This is a genomic window from Micromonospora sp. WMMA1976 (genome assembly GCF_027497335.1).
Lineage (GTDB): Bacteria > Actinomycetota > Actinomycetes > Mycobacteriales > Micromonosporaceae > Micromonospora > Micromonospora aurantiaca.
This window is the reverse complement of the sequence record NZ_CP114912.1, coordinates 1,964,577-1,982,264: the sequence shown is the minus strand read 5'-3', so window position 1 is coordinate 1,982,264 and position 17,688 is coordinate 1,964,577. Positions and strand designations below refer to the sequence as shown.

15 protein-coding genes are annotated in these 17,688 nt (G+C 73.0%); 4 read left to right on the top strand and 11 right to left on the bottom strand.

Annotated elements, in window-relative coordinates:
• The first annotated feature begins 139 nt into the window (after window positions 1–139).
• Both O7546_RS09340 and O7546_RS09335 read left to right on the top strand, forming a co-directional pair.
• Window positions 140–1,009, top strand: a complete 870-nt coding sequence (locus tag O7546_RS09340) for a peptidylprolyl isomerase (RefSeq protein ID WP_194802897.1) — start codon at window positions 140–142, stop codon at window positions 1,007–1,009.
• A gap of 83 nt (window positions 1,010–1,092) precedes the next feature.
• Window positions 1,093–1,932, top strand: a complete 840-nt coding sequence (locus tag O7546_RS09335) for a peptidylprolyl isomerase (RefSeq protein ID WP_194802898.1) — start codon at window positions 1,093–1,095, stop codon at window positions 1,930–1,932.
• A 71-nt stretch (window positions 1,933–2,003) separates the two neighbouring features.
• On the opposite strand, the gene O7546_RS09330 is transcribed toward O7546_RS09335, so the two are convergent.
• From O7546_RS09330 to ruvC, 8 genes are all read right to left on the bottom strand, one after another.
• Entirely contained in the window at window positions 2,004–4,451 is a 2,448-nt protein-coding gene (locus O7546_RS09330) for a bifunctional (p)ppGpp synthetase/guanosine-3',5'-bis(diphosphate) 3'-pyrophosphohydrolase (RefSeq protein WP_194802940.1), read from the bottom strand.
• 251 nt (window positions 4,452–4,702) lie between these two features.
• Window positions 4,703–5,269, bottom strand: coding sequence for an adenine phosphoribosyltransferase (locus tag O7546_RS09325; RefSeq protein WP_135239397.1), 567 nt, complete (start codon window positions 5,267–5,269; stop codon window positions 4,703–4,705).
• 97 nt (window positions 5,270–5,366) lie between these two features.
• Window positions 5,367–6,554, bottom strand: coding sequence for a protein translocase subunit SecF (gene secF, locus O7546_RS09320; protein ID WP_269696557.1), 1,188 nt, complete (start codon window positions 6,552–6,554; stop codon window positions 5,367–5,369).
• A gap of 1 nt (window position 6,555) precedes the next feature.
• Complete coding sequence (secD, locus tag O7546_RS09315) at window positions 6,556–8,469, bottom strand: protein translocase subunit SecD (RefSeq protein WP_194802901.1); 1,914 nt, start codon at window positions 8,467–8,469, stop codon at window positions 6,556–6,558.
• Between the two features lie 224 nt (window positions 8,470–8,693).
• Window positions 8,694–9,038, bottom strand: a complete 345-nt coding sequence (gene yajC, locus O7546_RS09310) for a preprotein translocase subunit YajC (RefSeq protein WP_135239395.1) — start codon at window positions 9,036–9,038, stop codon at window positions 8,694–8,696.
• A 140-nt stretch (window positions 9,039–9,178) separates the two neighbouring features.
• Window positions 9,179–10,243, bottom strand: a complete 1,065-nt coding sequence (ruvB, locus tag O7546_RS09305) for a Holliday junction branch migration DNA helicase RuvB (RefSeq protein ID WP_194802902.1) — start codon at window positions 10,241–10,243, stop codon at window positions 9,179–9,181.
• On the bottom strand, window positions 10,240–10,842 hold the full coding sequence (gene ruvA / locus O7546_RS09300; RefSeq protein ID WP_194802903.1) for a Holliday junction branch migration protein RuvA: 603 nt from the start codon (window positions 10,840–10,842) through the stop codon (window positions 10,240–10,242). Before ruvA ends, ruvB begins: the two co-directional genes overlap by 4 nt.
• Window positions 10,839–11,366 carry a crossover junction endodeoxyribonuclease RuvC gene (ruvC, locus tag O7546_RS09295; protein ID WP_194802904.1) on the bottom strand — a complete coding sequence of 176 codons (528 nt, stop codon included), beginning with the start codon at window positions 11,364–11,366 and terminating at the stop codon, window positions 10,839–10,841. The genes ruvA and ruvC overlap by 4 nt, the downstream gene beginning before the upstream one ends.
• A 184-nt stretch (window positions 11,367–11,550) precedes the next feature.
• Between ruvC and O7546_RS09290 the strand changes: the two genes are divergently transcribed.
• Both O7546_RS09290 and O7546_RS09285 read left to right on the top strand, forming a co-directional pair.
• Window positions 11,551–12,333: a 3-hydroxybutyrate dehydrogenase gene (locus O7546_RS09290; protein ID WP_194802905.1), complete on the top strand. Its 783-nt coding sequence runs from the start codon at window positions 11,551–11,553 to the stop codon at window positions 12,331–12,333.
• 14 nt (window positions 12,334–12,347) lie between these two features.
• The gene (locus O7546_RS09285; RefSeq protein WP_281600739.1) at window positions 12,348–14,267 is read left to right on the top strand and encodes a helix-turn-helix domain-containing protein; all 1,920 of its coding nucleotides are present in this window, start codon (window positions 12,348–12,350) and stop codon (window positions 14,265–14,267) included.
• A 43-nt stretch (window positions 14,268–14,310) separates the two neighbouring features.
• On the opposite strand, the gene O7546_RS09280 is transcribed toward O7546_RS09285, so the two are convergent.
• The 3 genes from O7546_RS09280 to O7546_RS09270 form a co-directional block, all read right to left on the bottom strand.
• Window positions 14,311–14,919: a TetR/AcrR family transcriptional regulator gene (locus tag O7546_RS09280; RefSeq protein WP_269696554.1), complete on the bottom strand. Its 609-nt coding sequence runs from the start codon at window positions 14,917–14,919 to the stop codon at window positions 14,311–14,313.
• A gap of 11 nt (window positions 14,920–14,930) precedes the next feature.
• Window positions 14,931–16,496: an MFS transporter gene (locus O7546_RS09275; RefSeq protein WP_269696553.1), complete on the bottom strand. Its 1,566-nt coding sequence runs from the start codon at window positions 16,494–16,496 to the stop codon at window positions 14,931–14,933.
• 119 nt (window positions 16,497–16,615) lie between these two features.
• Window positions 16,616–17,677, bottom strand: coding sequence for an FAD-dependent monooxygenase (locus O7546_RS09270; protein WP_281600738.1), 1,062 nt, complete (start codon window positions 17,675–17,677; stop codon window positions 16,616–16,618).
• Window positions 17,678–17,688 lie beyond the last annotated feature (11 nt).

Genomic DNA, 17,688 nt, shown 5'->3' with positions numbered 1-17,688 from the left:
TGAGACGGCGGGACCTCGTACACCACATTCACAGTCGCTACCCGTACACTCTGGCGGGCGTGTGGCGTGGCGCACCCCGATCGGAACGGCGGACGGCGCCCGGCGCCGGCGGCGATCAGGCAGAGGAAGGGGAGCGCGCGTGGCTTCCAGCAGGGACCGGCAGCGCAAACTGGCGCGCGCCAAGCTCGACCGGCAGCTCGCCCGGCGGGCGGCGGCCGCGAAGCGGCGCCGGCAGATCCGGGCCGGCGTGGGCGCCGCGGTGGTGCTCGTACTGATCGTGGCCGGCTCCGCCTGGGCGCTCGGCGCGTTCGACTCCGAGCCGGAGAAGAAGACCGCCGACGACGTCTGCCTCTGGACCGCGCAGGACGGCGCCGTCAACACCAACCTCAAGGACGTCGGCGAGCCGCCCACCACCGGCCTGCCCACCTCCGGCACCCGCCCGATGACGATCACCACCAACCAGGGTGGGCCGATCACCGTCGAACTGGACCAGACCGACGCGCCGTGCGGCGCGGCGAGCCTGAGCTACCTGGCCGGCCGGTCGTTCTTCGACAACACCACCTGCCACGAGATCACCGCCGAGGGCGCGCTGCGCTGCGGTGACCCGACCGGCACCGGCCTCGGCGGCCCGACCTACTCGTTCTACGACGAGAACGTTCCGGCCGCGGCGGAGCCCAGCCCGTCGGCCTCGCCGGCGCCCGGGCAGCCGGCGACGTACCCGAAGGGCACGGTCGCCATGATCGGCAACCCGCCCGGCAGCAACGGCAGCCAGTTCCTGATCTTCTTCAAGGACGCCAGCCCGGCCAAGCCGGCCTACTCGGTGGTCGGCAAGGTCACCGGCGGGCTCGACGTGGTGGAGAAGATCGGCGCCATGCCGACGGTGGACAATGGCAACGGCGCCAAGGTCAAGCCGAAGACGCAGGTGCTGGTCCAGAGCGTCACCGTCGGCGAGCCCGGTGCGGCGCCGGCCGGCAGTCCCGCGCCGTCGCCCAGCGCCAGCGCGGGCTGAGAACACAGGCGAGCAGGCGGCGGGCCGTCGGCTGACCCGGCGGCGCGCGTGCCGAACCCATACGCAGCAGGTGAGGAGTGACCGTGACGTCCACCAGAGACCGCCAGCGCGCGGCGGCGCGGGCCAAGCTCGAGCGGGAGATGGCGGAACGGGCCGGCCGGGCCCGTAAGCGCCGGCAGACCCAGGCGATCGTCGGGGCCGCGGCGGTGCTGGTGCTCGTCGTAGCAGGCACGGTCTGGCTCGTCGCCGCGCTCGGCGACGACGACGACGAGCAGGGCACCACCGCCGCCGCCGGGGCCGTCCAGTGCGCGTACACGGAGGTGCCAAAGGAGGGCCGTCCGGCGCAGATCAAGGACGTCGGCCTGCCGCCGGCCCAGCAGCCGGGCAAGGGCACCCAGACGATGACCATCGACACCAACCTGGGCCCGATCACCGCCAAGATCGACCGCACCAAGGTGCCCTGCACCGCCGGCAGCTTCACGCACCTGGCGAGCAAGGGCTTCTTCGACAACACCAAGTGCCACCGGCTCGTCACCGAGGGCATCAAGGTGCTCCAGTGCGGCGACCCGAGCGCCACCGGCAAGGGCTGGCGGGACACCGACGGCACCGGCGGCCCGTCGTACAACCTGGCCGAGGAGAACCTCCCCACCGACAAGCGCCCGCCGTACCCAGAGGGTGTCATCGCGATGGCCAACTCCGGCCAGCCGGGCAGCACCGGCAGCCAGTTCTTCATCGTGTACGGCGACTCGCCGCTCGACCCGAACTACACCGTGCTGGGCACCATCACCGGCGGCATGGACGTGGTGAAGCAGGTCGCCGCGGCCGGTGACGACGGCGCGTTCGCCAAGCAGGCCGGCGGTGGTCACCCGAAGAAGGAGATCACCATGACCAAGGTGACGATGAGCCCGGTCGAGGGCGGCTGACCGCACCCGTACGACGACGAAGCGCCCGCCGGCTGATCGCAGCCGGCGGGCGCTTTCGCGTGCGTGGTGGCTCAGGCCCCCGAGGTGACCCGGTACGCGTCGAACACGCCGTCGACCTTGCGGACCGCGGCCAGCAGGTGCCCGAGGTGCTTCGGGTCGGCCATCTCGAAGCTGAACCGGCTGACCGCCACCCGGTCGCGGGTGGTGGTGACGGTCGCGGAGAGGATGTTCACCCGCTCCTCGGACAGCACCCTCGTCACGTCGGCGAGCAGCTTGTGCCGGTCCAGCGCCTCGACCTGGATGGCGACCAGGAACGTGGAGGCGGAGGTGAGCTTCCAGCTCACCTCGACCACCCGCTCGGGCTGGGCGCGCAGGTCCTCGGCGTTGGCGCAGTCGTCCCGGTGCACGCTCACCCCGCCGGAGCGGGTGACGAACCCGAACACCGAGTCCGGCGGTACGGGCGTGCAGCAGCGGGCCAGCTTGATCCAGACGTCGCTGACGCCGCGGACCACCACACCCGGGTCGGCGCTGCTCTGCCGGCTGCGCGGCGGCCGGGTGGCGACGGCGGTCTCGGCGATGTCCTCCGCCGCGCCCTCCTCGCCGCCGTAGGAGGCCATCAGCTTCTGTACGACCGACTGCGCGGAGACCTGGCTGTCGCCGACCGCCGCGTACAGCGAGGCCACGTCGGCGAGGTGCAGGTCCCGGGCGATCGCCATCAGCGCGTCCGAGGTGAGCATCCGCTGCAACGGCATGCCCTGCTTGCGCATCGCCTTGACGATCGCGTCCTTGCCGGCCTCGATCGCCTCCTCGCGCCGCTCCTTGTTGAAGTACTGGCGGATCTTCGTACGCGCCCGCGGGCTCTTGACGAAGCCGAGCCAGTCCTGCGTCGGCCCGGCCGTGTCGGACTTCGACGTGAAGATCTCGATCACGTCGCCGTTCGACAGCGTCGATTCCAGCGGCACCAGCTTGCCGTTCACCCGTGCGCCGATGCACTTGTGCCCGACCTCGGTGTGCACCGCGTACGCGAAGTCGACAGGCGTCGACCCGGTCGGCAGCGGGATGACGTCGCCCTTGGGGGTGAAGACGTACACCTCCTGGCTGGACAGGTCGAACCGCAGCGCGTCCAGGAACTCGCTCGGGTCGGCCGCCTCGCGCTGCCAGTCCAGCAGCTGCCGCAGCCACGTCATCTCGTCGATGTGCGCCGGCGGGCCCACCACCGGGGTGCCCTTGTGCTCCTTGTACTTCCAGTGCGCGGCGATGCCGAACTCGGCGGTGCGGTGCATCGCGTACGTGCGGATCTGCATCTCCACCGGCTTGCCGGTGGGCCCGATGACAGTCGTGTGCAACGACTGGTACATGTTGAACTTGGGCATGGCGATGTAGTCCTTGAACCGGCCCGGCACCGGCTGCCAGTTGGCGTGGATGACCCCCAGCGCCGCGTAGCAGTCCCGAACCGTGTCGACCAGGATCCGCACACCCACCAGGTCGTAGATGTCGTTGAAGTCGCGCCCCCGCACGATCATCTTCTGGTAGATCGAGTAGAGGTGCTTCGGCCGGCCGGTCGTCTCCGCCTTGATCTTGGCGGCCTTCAGGTCGGTGGACACCTTCTGCGTCACCTGACGCAGCAGCGCCTCGCGCTGCGGCTGGTGCTCCCCGATCAGCCGGTTGATCTCCTCGAACCGCTTCGGGAACAGCGTGCCGAAGGCCAGATCCTCCAGCTCCCACTTGATCGTGTTCATACCGAGGCGGTGCGCCAGCGGGGCCAGGATCTCCAGCGTCTCCTTGGCCTTCTGCTCCTGCTTCGGGCGGGGCAGGAAGGTCAGGGTCCGCATGTTGTGCAGCCGGTCGGCCAGCTTGATCACCAGGACCCGGGGGTCCTTCGCCATCGCCACGACCATCTTGCGGATGGTCTCGGCCTTGGCCGCGTCGCCGAGCTTGACCTTGTCGAGCTTGGTGACGCCGTCGACGAGCAGCGCGACCTCACCGCCGAAGTCGGCGCGCATCGCATCGAGCGTGTATTCGGTGTCCTCGATGGTGTCGTGCAGCAGCGCCGCGACCAGCGTGGTGGTGTCCATGCCCAGGTTCGCCAGGATGGTCGCCACGGCGAGCGGGTGCGTGATGTAGGGGTCGCCGGACTTGCGGTACTGCCCCGAGTGCCACCGCGCGGCCGTGTCGAACGCGCGCTGCAGCAGCCGCGCGTCGGCCTTTGGGTGGTTCTCCCGGTGCGTCGCGATCAGCGGCTCCAGCACCTCGCTGACCTGCGAGGTCTGCCAGGGCGCGTTGAACCGGGCCAGCCGGGCGCGTACCCGCCGGCCGGTGGGCGCGTTGGAGAGGGCGAAGCCGCTGCCGGGCGTGGATTCGGTGGAACCCTCGGTGGGGAACGGCACCACGACCGCCCCGCCGTCGGCCGTCGCGTCGGACGCGCCGCCGGTGGCGCCGGTCGCCCGGGCCGGCGGGTTGCCGCTGCGCTCGGTCACCGAGCCGTCCGCGTCGCCTGTCGGGTGCACCGTGCCCTCCACCGGAGGGACGACATCGTGGGACACCGGCCTCCTCACCGCTCGCCGGGATGCGCCGGCCGTCCGGCCGACGTCTGGTTCAACCGGCCCGGAGGCCGGCCTTGTTCCACGCGGTCACCGGGGCCGGGCCCCGGCGCCTTCGCCGCTCCGGACAGCTCGGCCGGGGCGGGCAAAGGGCAATGCTACCCGTACGCAGGGTACGCCACCGCTCCCCCGGACGGTCGGCGCCGACCGGCCCGACCGGCGCGGCCTGGTCAAACGGTCAGCAGGGCATGGACCGGACGCTGGGCCAGCCGCTTACGGCCCTCCAGGAAGCCCAGTTCCAGCAGCACGGTGAACCCGGCCACCGTCCCGCCGGCGCGTTCCACCAGGTCGAGCGTGGCCTCGGCGGTGCCGCCGGTGGCGAGCACGTCGTCGAGCACCAGCACCCGGTGGCCGGCGGTGAAGGCGTCCTGGTGCACCTCCAGCGTCGCCTCGCCGTATTCGAGGGCGTAGGACGCCGAGTGCGTGGCGCGGGGCAGCTTGCCGGCCTTGCGCACCGGCACCACGCCCACGCCGGTGGCGTACGCGACTGCTGCCGCCAGCACGAACCCGCGCGCCTCGATGCCGGCGACGGTGTCGAACGAGTCCGGCCCGTGGTACGCGATGATGCCGTCGATCACCGCCCGGAACGCCTCACCGTCGGCGAACAGGGGCATCAGGTCCTTGAACACGACACCCGGCTTGGGGAAGTCCGGCACGTCCAGCAGCCGGCTGGCGACGAGCTGGGCGACCTCCGGGCCGCTGTCTCCCCGTACCCCTGTGGTGTGGGTCTCCGTCACGGTTCGTCCCATGTCCTCTCGAAACGACGACGGCGTCCGTCATGCCGTGACAACAGCATGACGGACGCCGTCGGACCGATTCCGTCCGGCCCCGCGGTCAGCGGCGCTTGCCGCCGGGCCGGTTGCCGCCGCCCCCGGCGGGACGGCCGCCACGGGCGCCGCTGGGGCGCTTGCCCGCGGGCCGGGCGCCCACCTTGGGTGCGGCGCCGGCCAGCGCGGCCGCCTCCGGGTCGATCGGCGCGTCGGCGGCCGGCGCGGTCGCCGGCCGACCCTTCGGCGTGATCTCGCCCTTGGCGATCGCGGCCCGGCGGGACAGCACACGCTTGTTGTGCGCGCTGATCCGCGGGTCCATGTTCTTCAGCAGCACCAGCAGCGGCGTGGCCAGCAGGATCGAGGTCAGGAACGCCACCGCCATACCGACGAACAGCACCAGGCCGAGGTCCTTCAGCGTGCCCGCGCCGAGCAGGCCGGCGCCGATGAAGAGCAGACCGCCGACCGGCAGCAGCGCCACCACCGAGGTGTTCAGCGACCGCATGAGGCTCTGGTTGAGCGCCAGGTTGGACGCCTCGCCGTAGGTGACGTTGTTGTTCGCGGTGATGCCGCGTGTGTTCTCCTGCACCTTGTCGAAGACCACCACCACGTCGTAGAGCGCGAAGCCCAGGATCGTGAGGAAGCCGATGATCGTCGACGGGGTGACCTCGAAGCCGACGAGCGAGTAGATGCCGGCGGTCAGGGCCAGGTTGGTCAGCAGCGAGACGATCGCCGCGACCGCCATCCGCCACTCGAAGCGCAGCACCAGGTAGATCGACACCACCGCGATGAAGATCAGCAGGCCGAGGAAGGCGCGGGAGGTGACCTGGCTGCCCCACGCCTCGGAGACCTGGCTGCCGCTGATCTGGTCGGCCTGGATGCCGAACTCCTGCGCCATCGCGGTCTTGGCCGCGTTGGCCTGCTCCGCGGAGAGCTGGCCGGTCCGCATCTCGTAGAACTCGCCGCTGGTGCCGCCGACCTTCTGCGCGCTGACCACCTCGACGCCTGGCGCCTCGTCGGCCAGCACCTCGTCGACGACCTGCTCGGCGCGGTCCAGCGTGCCGACGCTCGCCGGCACCTGGAACGAGTTGCCGCCCGCGAACTCGATGCCCAGTTTGAAGCCGTTGATCGCGAAGCTCAGCACGGCGATCAGCACGAGCACGCCGGCTACGCCGAACCACAGCTTGCGCCGCCCGACGATGTTGAGATCCGCCTCGCCCCGGTAGAGCCGGGCGGCCAGACCGCTCTTAGCCATCTCAGGCCTCCTTCACACGCGGGTTGCGGGCGGTGCCCGGCTCGGCCGACCGGGCCGGCAGCGCCCGGCCCAGACCGCTGACCCGCGGCGACAGGAACGCCCGGGTCCGGGCGAACATCGTCATGATCGGGTGGCGGAACAGGAACACGACGACCAGGTCGAGCACTGTCGCCAGGCCGAGCGCGAAGGCGAAGCCCTTCACCGCGCCGACGGAAACGATGTAGAGCACCACCGCCGACATCAGCGTGATGGCGTTCGCCGAGATGATCGTCCGGCGGGCGCGGATCCAGGCGCGCGGCACCGCGCTGCGTGGACTGCGGCCCTCCCGGATCTCGTCCTTCAATCGTTCGAAGTAGATGACGAACGAGTCCGCCGCGACGCCCAGCGAGACGATCATGCCGGCGATGCCGGCGAGCGTGAGCGTGAAGCCGATCGACCGGCCGAGCACCACCAGCGCGCCGAACACCAGCAGCGCGGAGAGCACCAGGCTCAGGAAGATGACCGAGCCGAGCAGCCGGTAGTAGAAGAACGAGTAGATGATGACCAGCAGCATGCCGATGCCGGCGGCCAGCAGACCAGCCTTGAGGTGGCTGTCACCGAGCGTCGCGGTGACGTTCTGCTGCTCCTGCGGCTCGAACGTCACCGGCAGCGCGCCGTAGCGCAGCTGGCTGGCGAGCGCGTTCGCGGCCTTGTTGTCGAAGCTTCCCGTGATCTGCGAGTCACCGGTCAGCACGCCCTGGATCTCCGGGGACGAGACGATCTCGTTGTCCAGCACCACGGCGACCCGGCACTTGCCGTCCTGGCCGAGTGCGGTCTGGTCGCAGGCCTGGCCCTCGTTGTTGAACGCCTCGCGGGTCAGCGCGGTCCACTTCTCCTGGCCGCTGCCGGTGAAGTTCAGGCTGACCACCCAGGAGCTGGTCTGGTCGAGCTGGGCGGAGGCGTTCTTGACGTCGGTGCCGAGCACCTTCGCCACGTCGAGCAGGTATTTCGCGCCGGACTCGCAGGCGACCGCCTTCTGCTTCTCGTCCTTGATCGAGGCGGCGGGCCGCGCGTCGAGCTGGGCGCAGGTGATGGTCGGGACGTTGAACTGCATCTCCACCGGCAGGACCGCGATCTCCTGCGGGGAGAGCGTGCCGAACGGCTTGAGCTTGTCGGCCAGCGACGGGTCGGTGGTCAGGTCCGCCGGGGCCTGCAGGCCCGAGGCGGCGGCCCAGGCGGCCGCGCCGACCTTCTGCTCGACGGCCTTGCGCTGCTGCTCGATGCTCTGCGGCACCGGCTCGGCGCTGGCGCTCGGGCTCGGCGCGGCGGCGCTCGGGCTCGCGCTCGGCGCGGCGGCGCTCGGCGTCGCCGACGGAGAGGCCGGGGCCATGCCGCCCTGCCCACCGGCGCTCGGCGATCCGCTCACCTTGGGGCTCGTGCTCGCCTTCGGCGACGCGCTGCCCGACGGCGTCGGGCTGGCGGCACCGGACGGGGTCGCGCTCGGGACCGGCGCGGGCGCGGCGGCGGCACCGCTGCCGTCGGTGGCCTTGAGCACCTTGCGGAAGCGCAGCTCGGCGGCCTCACCGACGTCGGTCAGGTCGCGGTTCTGGCCGGGCAGGGAGATGACGATGTTGCGGTTGCCCTCGGTGACCACCTCGGCCTCGGCCACGCCGTAGGCGTTGACCCGGCTCTCGATGATCTGGCGGGCCTCCTCGAGGTTGTCGGCGGTCGGGGGCTTGCCGTCCACCGTGTTGGTGGCCTCGAGCGTCAGCCGGGTGCCGCCGACGAGGTCCAGGCCGAGCCGTGGCTCCAGCCGGTCCTTCCAGCCACCGCTGGCGCCGCCCGAGAAGAACACCAATAGATAGAGGACGACGAAGATGAGCCCGAGCACGGCGAGCTGCCGTCCGGGCCGCATCTGTCCCTGAGGTGGTGCCACGGCTGTCCTGTCTCCCTGTACGGTCGCGCCGTTTCCACGGCGGCGACAACTGTCGGGCCGGGGGTGTCCGCCCGACTGCTCCGGCGGGTCGGCACCGGAGGACGGCACGCCGACTGGAGCGCGGCGCGGGGGCGCCGCACGGCCCGGCCGGATGCCGACGCCGCGCGCCGACCCCAACTATCCACTTGTACGGATGAATCCGCTGCCCCGTCCGGGACGGGTGGTCACTCCTTGACCGGCTCGGCTTCCTCGGTGATCGTCTCGGCCGCCGGCGCCTCGGCGCGCTTGATCACCCGCGCGACGGCGGGGCGGGCGTACCGGGTCTGCACGCCCGGGGCGACCTCGAGCAGGACCGTCTCGTCCTCGACCGCGGTGACCGTGCCGTGCAGGCCGCCGATGGTGACCACCTCGTCGCCCGGGGAGAGGGCGGCCTGCATCTGCTCGGCCTCGCGGCGGCGCTTCTGCTGCGGACGGATCATCATGAAGTACATGACGACGAAGAGCAGAGCGATCATGAGGATCGGCGTCAGACTGCCGGCTCCCCCGCCACTCGCTGCTGCGTAAAGCACGGTGTAGACCTTCCGGTTGGCGTCCGCCCCGGCGCCGGAGGGCGCCGCAGCGGAAGCGGATTCTCACGTCCTGTACAAACCGCGGCGAAGTCTAGTCCCTGCTCCTGAGAAGACCGAATGCGGCACAGATCACGAACGGATCACGGCTGATCGGTCTGCACCGAGAACAGATCGGGCCCCGGAGGGGCATCCGCACCAAATGTACCATTCGGGGGCGTACGGCCCAGATGGCGCCAAGCGGCCTCGGTCGCCACCCGGCCGCGGGGCGTCCGGGCCAGCAGCCCGGCCCGGACCAGGAACGGCTCGCAGACCTCCTCGACCGTGTCCGGCTGTTCGCCCACCGCCACGGCGAGCGTGGACAGGCCTACCGGTCCGCCCCGGAACGAGTCGACGAGCGCGGTCAGCACCGCCCGGTCGAGCCGGTCCAGGCCGAGCGCGTCCACGTCGTAGACGGTCAGCGCGGCCCGTGCGGTCTCCAGCGTGACCACGCCGTCGGCGCGGACCTCCGCGTAGTCGCGGACCCGGCGCAGCAGCCGGTTGGCGATGCGCGGGGTGCCCCGGGACCGGCCGGCGACCTCCGCCGCCCCGTCGGCGGTGATCGGCACGCCGAGGATCCGGGCCGACCGGTGCAGCAGCGTCTCCAGGTCGGCCGGCGCGTAGAAGTCGAGGTGCGCGACGAAGCCGAACCGGTCGCGCATCGGGCCGGTCAGCAGGCCGGAGCGGGTGGTGGCGCCGACGAGCGTGAACGGCTCCACGTCGAGCGGAATGGCGGTGGCACCCGGGCCCTTGCCGACGACCACGTCGACGCGGAAGTCCTCCATGGCGCTGTAGAGCAGTTCCTCGGCCGGCTTGGCGATCCGGTGGATCTCGTCGATGAACAGCACGTCGCCCTCGGCGAGGCCGGTCAGGATCGCCGCCAGGTCGCCGGAACGCTCGATGGCCGGGCCGCTGGTCACCCGGATCCCGGTGCCCAGCTCGGCGGCGACGATGTTGGCCAGGCTGGTCTTGCCGAGGCCGGGCGGACCGGAGAGCAGGATGTGGTCCGGCGGCGAGCCGCGCCGCATCGCGCCCTGCAACAGCAGGTCGAGCTGGTCGCGGACGCGGTCCTGGGCGATGAACTCGGCCAGCCGCTTCGGCCGGACGCTGGCCTCGGCGTCCCGCTCGGCGTCGTTCACGTACGCCGAGACCAGGTTCTCTCCGGTCATCGGGTCCGGCCCAGGAGGCGGATCGCCTGCTTGAGCAGCACCGGCACCGGCGGGGTCTCGCCGTCGACGGTCTCCGCCACCGCGGCCACCGCCTGCTCGGCCTGGCCGGTCGTCCAGCCGAGGCCGACGAGGGCCTGGCGGACCTGCTCCGGCCAGGCGCCCGCGGTCACCCCGGCCGCGCCGTCGGCGCCCACCGGCACCGGGCCGACCCGGTCGCGCAGTTCCAGCACCAGCCGCTCGGCGCCCTTCTTGCCGATGCCGGGCACCCGGGTCAGCGCCGCGGTGTCGGCGTTGGCGATGGCCTTGCGGACCGCGTCCGGCGTGTGCACGGCGAGTACCGCCTGGGCCAGCCGGGGACCGACCCCGCTGGCGGTCTGGAGCAGCTCGAACAGCTGCTTGGCGTCGTCGTCGGCGAAGCCGTAGAGGGTGAGCGAGTCCTCCCGGACGACAAGGCTGGTGGCGAGCCGGGCGGGCTGGCCCACGCGCAGGTCGGCGATCGTGCCGGGAGCGCACTGCACGGCCAGGCCGATGCCACCCACCTCCACCACCGCGTGATCCGGGCCGGTGGCGGTCACCGTGCCGCGTACGCTCGCGATCATCGCGTCCCTCCTCGTCGGGCCCGTTGCGCGGCCTCGGCCAGCTTGGACCGGGTGCCGCCGCGCCACACGTGACAGATGGCCAGCGCCAGCGCGTCGGCGGCGTCGGCCGGCTTCGGCGGCTCGGGCAGCCGCAGCAGCCGGGTGACCATGGTGGTCATCTGCTTCTTGTCCGCCTGCCCCGACCCGGTCACCGCGGCCTTGACCTCGCTCGGCGTGTACGTCGTCACCGGCAGCCCGGCCCGGGCTCCGGCGAGCACCGCGACGCCGCTGGCCTGCGCGGTGCCCATCACGGTGCGGACGTTGTGCTGGCTGAACACGCGCTCCACCGCGACCGCGTCCGGCCGGTGCTCGGTGACCAGGTCGGTCAGCGAGCGGTCCAGGTGCAGCAGGCGCAGCGCGAGGTCGTCCTCCGGGTCGGTGTAGACCACGTAGTAGGCCACGAGCGTGCAGGGACGGCCCGGCACGCCCTCGACCACGCCGACCCCGCACCGGGTCAGCCCCGGGTCGACGCCCAGCACGCGCACGCCGCCTCCTCCCCGAGCCGCCAGCAGTACGTGTGTTCGACACACCCTACTGGTGCCCGCCGACGCCGGGACCGCCGGACACGCCGGGTGCGGACGGTGACCCGGCGCACCACACAGGCGGGCGGTGGAGTATGTGTCGCCGCCCCATGTGCCAGGGGGCAACCGGCTCGTACGTTCATGCGCCATGACGGCAGAACCCGTGGCGGTCCCCCACGTCGTACACGTCGACCTGACCGGTCGCACCGCGCTGGTCACAGGTGGTGGCGGCGGCATCGGACGGGCCTGTGCCCTGCGCCTGGCGGCGGCCGGCGCGACGGTCGTGGTGCTGGACCGCGACGTGACGGCGGCCGAGGCGGTGGCCGCCGAGGCCGGCGGCCGGGCGGTCGGGATCGACCTGGCCGACCCGGCGGCGGTGGACCGGCTCGGCGTCGACGCCGACATCGTGGTCAACAACGCCGGGCTGCAGCACGTCGCGCCGGTGCAGGACTTCCCGGTCGAGCGCTTCGAGTACATCCAGCGGGTCATGGTGGAGGCGCCGTTCCTGCTGATCCGCCGCGCGCTGCCCCGGATGTACGCGAACGGCTGGGGCCGGATCGTGAACATCTCCTCGGTGCACGGGCTGCGCGCCTCACCCTTCAAGGCCGCGTACGTCTCGGCCAAGCACGCGCTGGAGGGCCTGTCCAAGGTGGTCGCGCTGGAGGGCGCCGCGCACGGCGTCACCGCCAACTGCATCAACCCGGCGTACGTGCGCACCGCGCTGGTGGAGAGCCAGATCGCCGACCAGGCGGCCACCCACGGCATCGGCGAGGACGAGGTGGTCGAGAAGATCATGCTGGCCCGGGCGGCGATCAAGCGGCTGATCGAGCCGGAGGAGGTGGCCGAACTGGTGGCGTACCTCTGCTCCCCGCCCGCCGCGTTCCTCACCGGCACCTCGATCGCCCTCGACGGGGGCTGGACGGCGAACTAGTGGGCCCGCGCACAATGTCGGTCATGTCGTCGCCGGTGGAGTTCCTGGAGCTGCTGGCGCGCGAGGCCGCCGCGGTCGAGTTCGAGGGCCCGCTGGTGGCCGCGCGCGCCGCCGGCCTGCCCGCCGAACGGCTCGCCGAGCTGGAGCAGGCGAAGGTGGTGGCGCTGCGGGTGAGGGCGCTGCTGGCGCGCCGGCGCCGCCGGGAGACCGAGCTGTCCGGCCTGTACGACACCGCGAGCGACCTGGCCGGGCTGCGTGACCTGGACGACGTGCTGCGCGCGATCGTGCACCGGGCGCGGATCCTGCTCGGCACCGACGTGGCGTACATGACGCTCAACGACGACGAGCGCGGCGACACGTACATGCGGGTCACCGACGGCTCGATCTCGGCCCGGTTCCAGCGGCTGCGGCTGGAGCTGGGCGACGGGCTGGGCGGGCTGGTCGCGCAGACCGGCACCCCGTACGTCACCTCGAACTACCAGGAGGACGAGCGGTTCCGGCACACCGGGGAGATCGACGGCGGGGTGGGCGAGGAGGGCCTGGTGGCCATCCTCGGCGTGCCGCTGCGGCTCGGGTCCAGCGTGATCGGCGTGCTGTACGCGGCGAACCGCTCGGCCCGGCCGTTCGCCCGCGAGGAGGTGTCGCTGCTGGTGTCGCTGGCGGCGCACGCGGCGGTGGCGATCGACACCGCGCGGCTGCTCGCCGAGACCCGGGCGGCGCTGGCCGAGCTGTCCGCGGCGAACAGCACCATCCGGGCGCACAGCAGCTCGGTGGAGCGCGCCGCCGCGGCGCACGACCGGATGACCGCGCTGGTGCTACGCGGCGGTGGGATGGAGGACGTGGCGGCGGCGGTCACCGAGGTGCTCGGCGGCGCGCTGCTGGCGCTGGACGCCGAGGGCCGGCGGCTGGCCCGGGTCGGTGAGATCGAGGAGCCGGACCGGGCGGACATCGTGGAGGCGGTGGCCGCGTCCCGTACCGAGGGGCGCAGCGTGCGCCGGGGTCCGCTCTGGTACGCCGCGGTGGTGGCCGGCGCGGAGAACCTGGGCGCGCTGGTGCTGCGCCCGGACGACGAGCTGGTCGACGCCGACCAGCGCATCCTGGAGCGGGCCGCGCTGGTGACCGCGTTGCTGCTGCTGTTCCGCCGGACCGTGGCCGAGGCGGAGGGGCGGGTCCGCGGTGAGCTGCTGGACGACCTGATCGCCCGGCCGCTGCGCGACGCGGACGCGCTGCGCGCGCGGGCCCGCCGGATCGCTGTGGACCTGGACGCCCCGCACGTGCTGGTGGCGGTCGGCGACGACGCGTTCGCCGAGACCGGCTCGGCCCGGCAGCGGGTGCTCTCCTGGGCCACCACGTACGCCTCGACCCGGGGTGGCCTGGCCGCGGCGCGCGACGGGCGGGTGGTGCTGATGCTGCCCGGCCGGGACGCGGGCGCCGCGGCCCGCGCGGTGGCCCGGGACCTGTCCCGGGTGACCGGCCGTCCGGTGACCGCCGGGGCGAGCGGGCCCTCCACCGGCCCGGCGTCGCTCGCTGTCACGTTCGCCGAGGCGGAGCGCTGCCTGTCCGCGCTGGGTGCGCTGGGCCGGGCCGGGCAGGGGGCGAGCACCACCGAGCTGGGTTTCGTCGGGCTGCTGCTGGGCGCGGTCGGTGACGCCGGGGACCGGGACGTGGCGCGGTTCCTCGCCACCACCGTGGGACCGGTACTGGACTACGACGCCCGGCGGGGCACCGCGCTGGTGAAGACGCTGGAGGCGTACTTCGGGGTGGGCGGCAGCCTGGCCCGGGCCGCCGAACAGCTGCACGTGCACGTCAACACGGTCACCCAGCGGCTGGAGCGGGTCGGTCACCTGCTCGGCGCGGACTGGCAGCGGCCGGAGCGGGCGCTGGAGGTGCAGCTCGCGCTGCGCCTGCACCGGCTGCGCACACCCGCCCGCTGAGCGGCGGGCGACGGACCGGCCGGGCAGGCGGCCCGGCCCGGGATCAGCGCACGCGCAGGCCGTCCAGGACCGCGTCCACGATCCGCTCGGGCAGCAGCCGCTCGTCGCGCTCGGGGTGCCAGCGCAGCATCCGCTGGGTGAGCATCGGCGCGGTGAGCAGCGCCATCGCCACCTCGATGTCGAGGTCCGCGCGCAGCTCGCCCCGGTCGACCGCGCGGCGCAGCACCTCGCGCATCGCCGCCCGCCGGGGCTCGATGATCGCCTCGTACGCCTGCCGGTGCGCCGAGCTGCGGTTCACCTCCGGCACCAGACAGGGCATGATCTTCCGGACGCGGACATCGGCGTGCTGGCCCACCGCGCCGACGAGTACCACCAGGTCGTCGCGGACGGAGCGCCCGTCCGTGCGCGGCGCGGGCCCCTTGAGCGTGCGCAGCGCGTCCAGCAGCAACGCGTCCTTGCCCGCCCAGCGGCGGTAGATGGTGGCCTTGCCGACTCCGGCGCGGTTCGCGATCGCCTCGATCGACAGCGACTCTATGGTGCTGCCCTCGGCCAGCAGGTCGAGGGTGGCGTCGACGATCGCCTCGTCCGCGCGGGTGCTCCGCGGTCGCCCGGGCGACCGCGGAGCATCCGCCGTGGAAGTCATGTCAGACATTGTCCACGAACCTATGCGGTACCGGCCAACTCCCGGTCGGTGACCGGCGCCGCGTCGGGGGCGACGACCGGCCGGCCCGGCATCCACCGCAGCACGATCACGATGCCGAGCGCGGCCACCACCGCGGAGGCGCCCGCCGCCCAGTGCATGGCCGAGACGAACGAGTCGTTCGCCGCGTCGATCAGTCGCGGCCCGTCGGGGCCGAGCCGGCCGGCGACCGCGTACGCCCCGGACACCGACTCCCGGGCCGCGTCGCGCACCGGGGCGGGCAGGGCGGCCACCGCCGGGCCGACCTGGTCGCGGTAGACGGCGGAGAGCACCGAGCCGAGGACCGCCACGCCGAGCGCGCCGGCCACCTGCCGCACGGTGTTGCTCACCGCGGAACCGACGCCGGCCTTCTCCCGGGGCAGCGACGACATGATCGACTCGGTGGCCGGCGGCATGATGTTCGCCATCCCGGCGCCCTGGAGGAAGCCCAGCGCCGAGAAGATCCAGATCGGGGTGTCCGCGTCGATGAAGACGAACGCGGCGAGCGCCACAGTGGTGAGCAGCAGCCCGGCGGCCGCGACCGCACGGCCGCCGTAGCGGCGGACCATCGCGGCGCTGCGCGGCGCGAAGATCAGCTGGGCCGCGGCGAACGGCAGGAACAGCAGGCCGCTCTCCAGCGGGCTGTAGCCGCGGACGAGCTGGAGATAGAACGCGCCGAAGAACATCACGCCCATGGCGGCGAAGAAGACCAGCCCGACCAGGGCCACCGGCGCGGCGAACCGGGGCACCCGGAACAGCCGTACGTCGAGCGACGGGTGGTCGCTGCGCAGCTCGTGGGCGACGAACCAGCCGAGCACCGCGAGGCCGCCGAGCACCGCGACCCACACCTGCGGGCGGCCGAAGCCGTGCTCGCCGCCGTCGATGATGCCGTAGGTGAGCGCGACCAGGCCGACCACCGAGAGCAGCACGCCGAGCAGGTCCACCCGGCCGGGCTTGGGGTCGCGGGACTCGGGCACCAGGGCCGCGACGAGCACCACGCCGAGCACCACCACGGGCACGTTGATCAGGAAGACCGAGCCCCACCAGAAGTGCTCCAGCAGGGCGCCGCCGAGCACCGGGCCGATCGCCACCGCGAGGCCGACCGCGCCGGCCCAGACGCCGATCGCCTTGGCGCGCTCGCGCGGGTCGAAGACGTTGGAGATGATCGAGAGCGTCACCGGCATGATGGCCGCGCCGCCGACGCCCATCAGCGCGCGGGCCGCGATCAGCTGGCCCGGGTCCTGCGCGTACGCGGACAGCAGCGAGGACAGGCCGAACAGCGCCAGCCCGAGGATCAGGAAGCGGCGGCGGCCGAGCCGGTCACCGAGCACGCCGAAGGTGAACAGCAGCCCGGCGAAGACGAGCGTGTAGGAGTTGATCGCCCACTCCAGCTCGCCCTGGGTGGCGCCGAGGCCGTGCACCGGGTCGGCCAGCGTGCGCAGCGCGACGTTGAGGATGGTGTTGTCGAGGACGACCACGAGGAGGCTGATCACCAGCACCCCGAGGATCGCCCACCTCCTCGGGTGTCCGGTGTTCTCGCGTGGTTCCACGTCCGTGCTCCCCCCGGTTTCCCCGCGTCGGAATACGATACGGGTCAGACTCGTAACGGAGCCGAGCGTAGGTGAGCGGGTTTCGATACGGAACCGGTTCGTATCGAATGTGTCTCAGGTCACGCTGGCGGCCCGGCCGCCAGCGCCAGCCGCAGCAGCACGTCCCGCACCGGCAGCAGCCGCCGCGCGCCGGACAACCGCCCCGCCCACCGCGCGCCCGCCGCGATCCGCTGCGTGGGCCGCCGGCGGCGCCTGTCGTACGCCCGCAGCGCGGCGGGCAGGTCGCCTGCTTCGCGGACGCAGTCGGCGAGCGCGACCGCGTCGATGAGCGCCTGGCAGGCGCCCTGCCCGAGATCCGGGGTCATCGCGTGCGCGGCGTCGCCGAGCAGTGCCGTCCGGCCGGACACGTACGACGGCAGCGGCGTCAGGTCGTGGATCTCGTGCCGCAGGATGCCGTCCGGGGTGAGCGCGTCGAGCACGCGCGGCACCGGCTGATGCCAGTCGCCGAAGAGTCGGCGCAGCTCGGCGCGGTCGTCGGGCGGCGCCGGGTGCCCCTCGGGCAGCCGCACCGCGGCGTACCAGTTGGTGCGGCCCGGCCCGGCCGGGGTCAGCCCGAACTTGCGCCCCCGCCCCCAGGTCTCGCCACCCTCGGCCAGGTCCAGGTCGACCACACCGCGCCAGGCCACCGCGCCCGCGTAGCGCAGCGGGTGCCGCCGGCCGTACATCGCCTCGCGCACCACGCTGTTGATCCCGTCCGCGCCCACCACCAGGTCGTACGCCTCGCGCAGCGGCCCCGGATCGACCACCGGAGCGTCCAGGCGCAACACCGGTCCGGGCAGCGCGCCGGCCAGGACGGCGAGCAGCACCGGCCGGGTGACCAGGTACACCGGCTCGCCGTGGCGGCGCTCCAGCCGGTCGACGTCGATGGTGGCGATCCGGCTGCCGTCCGGGCGCCGGATCGACCCGCCGGCCTGACGGCTGCCCCGGCGGCGCACCTCGTCGCCGACGCCGAGGGCGTCCAGGGCGCGCATCGCGGCGGGCCAGATGCCGAGCCCGGTGCCGGTCTCCGGCAGTGCGGACGACCGTTCCAGTACGGTCACGTCCCAGCCCGCCGCCCGAAGGCCGACGCCCGCCGCGAGCCCGCCGATCCCGCCCCCGACCACGACCGTGCGTCCGCCCATGCCCGTCACCG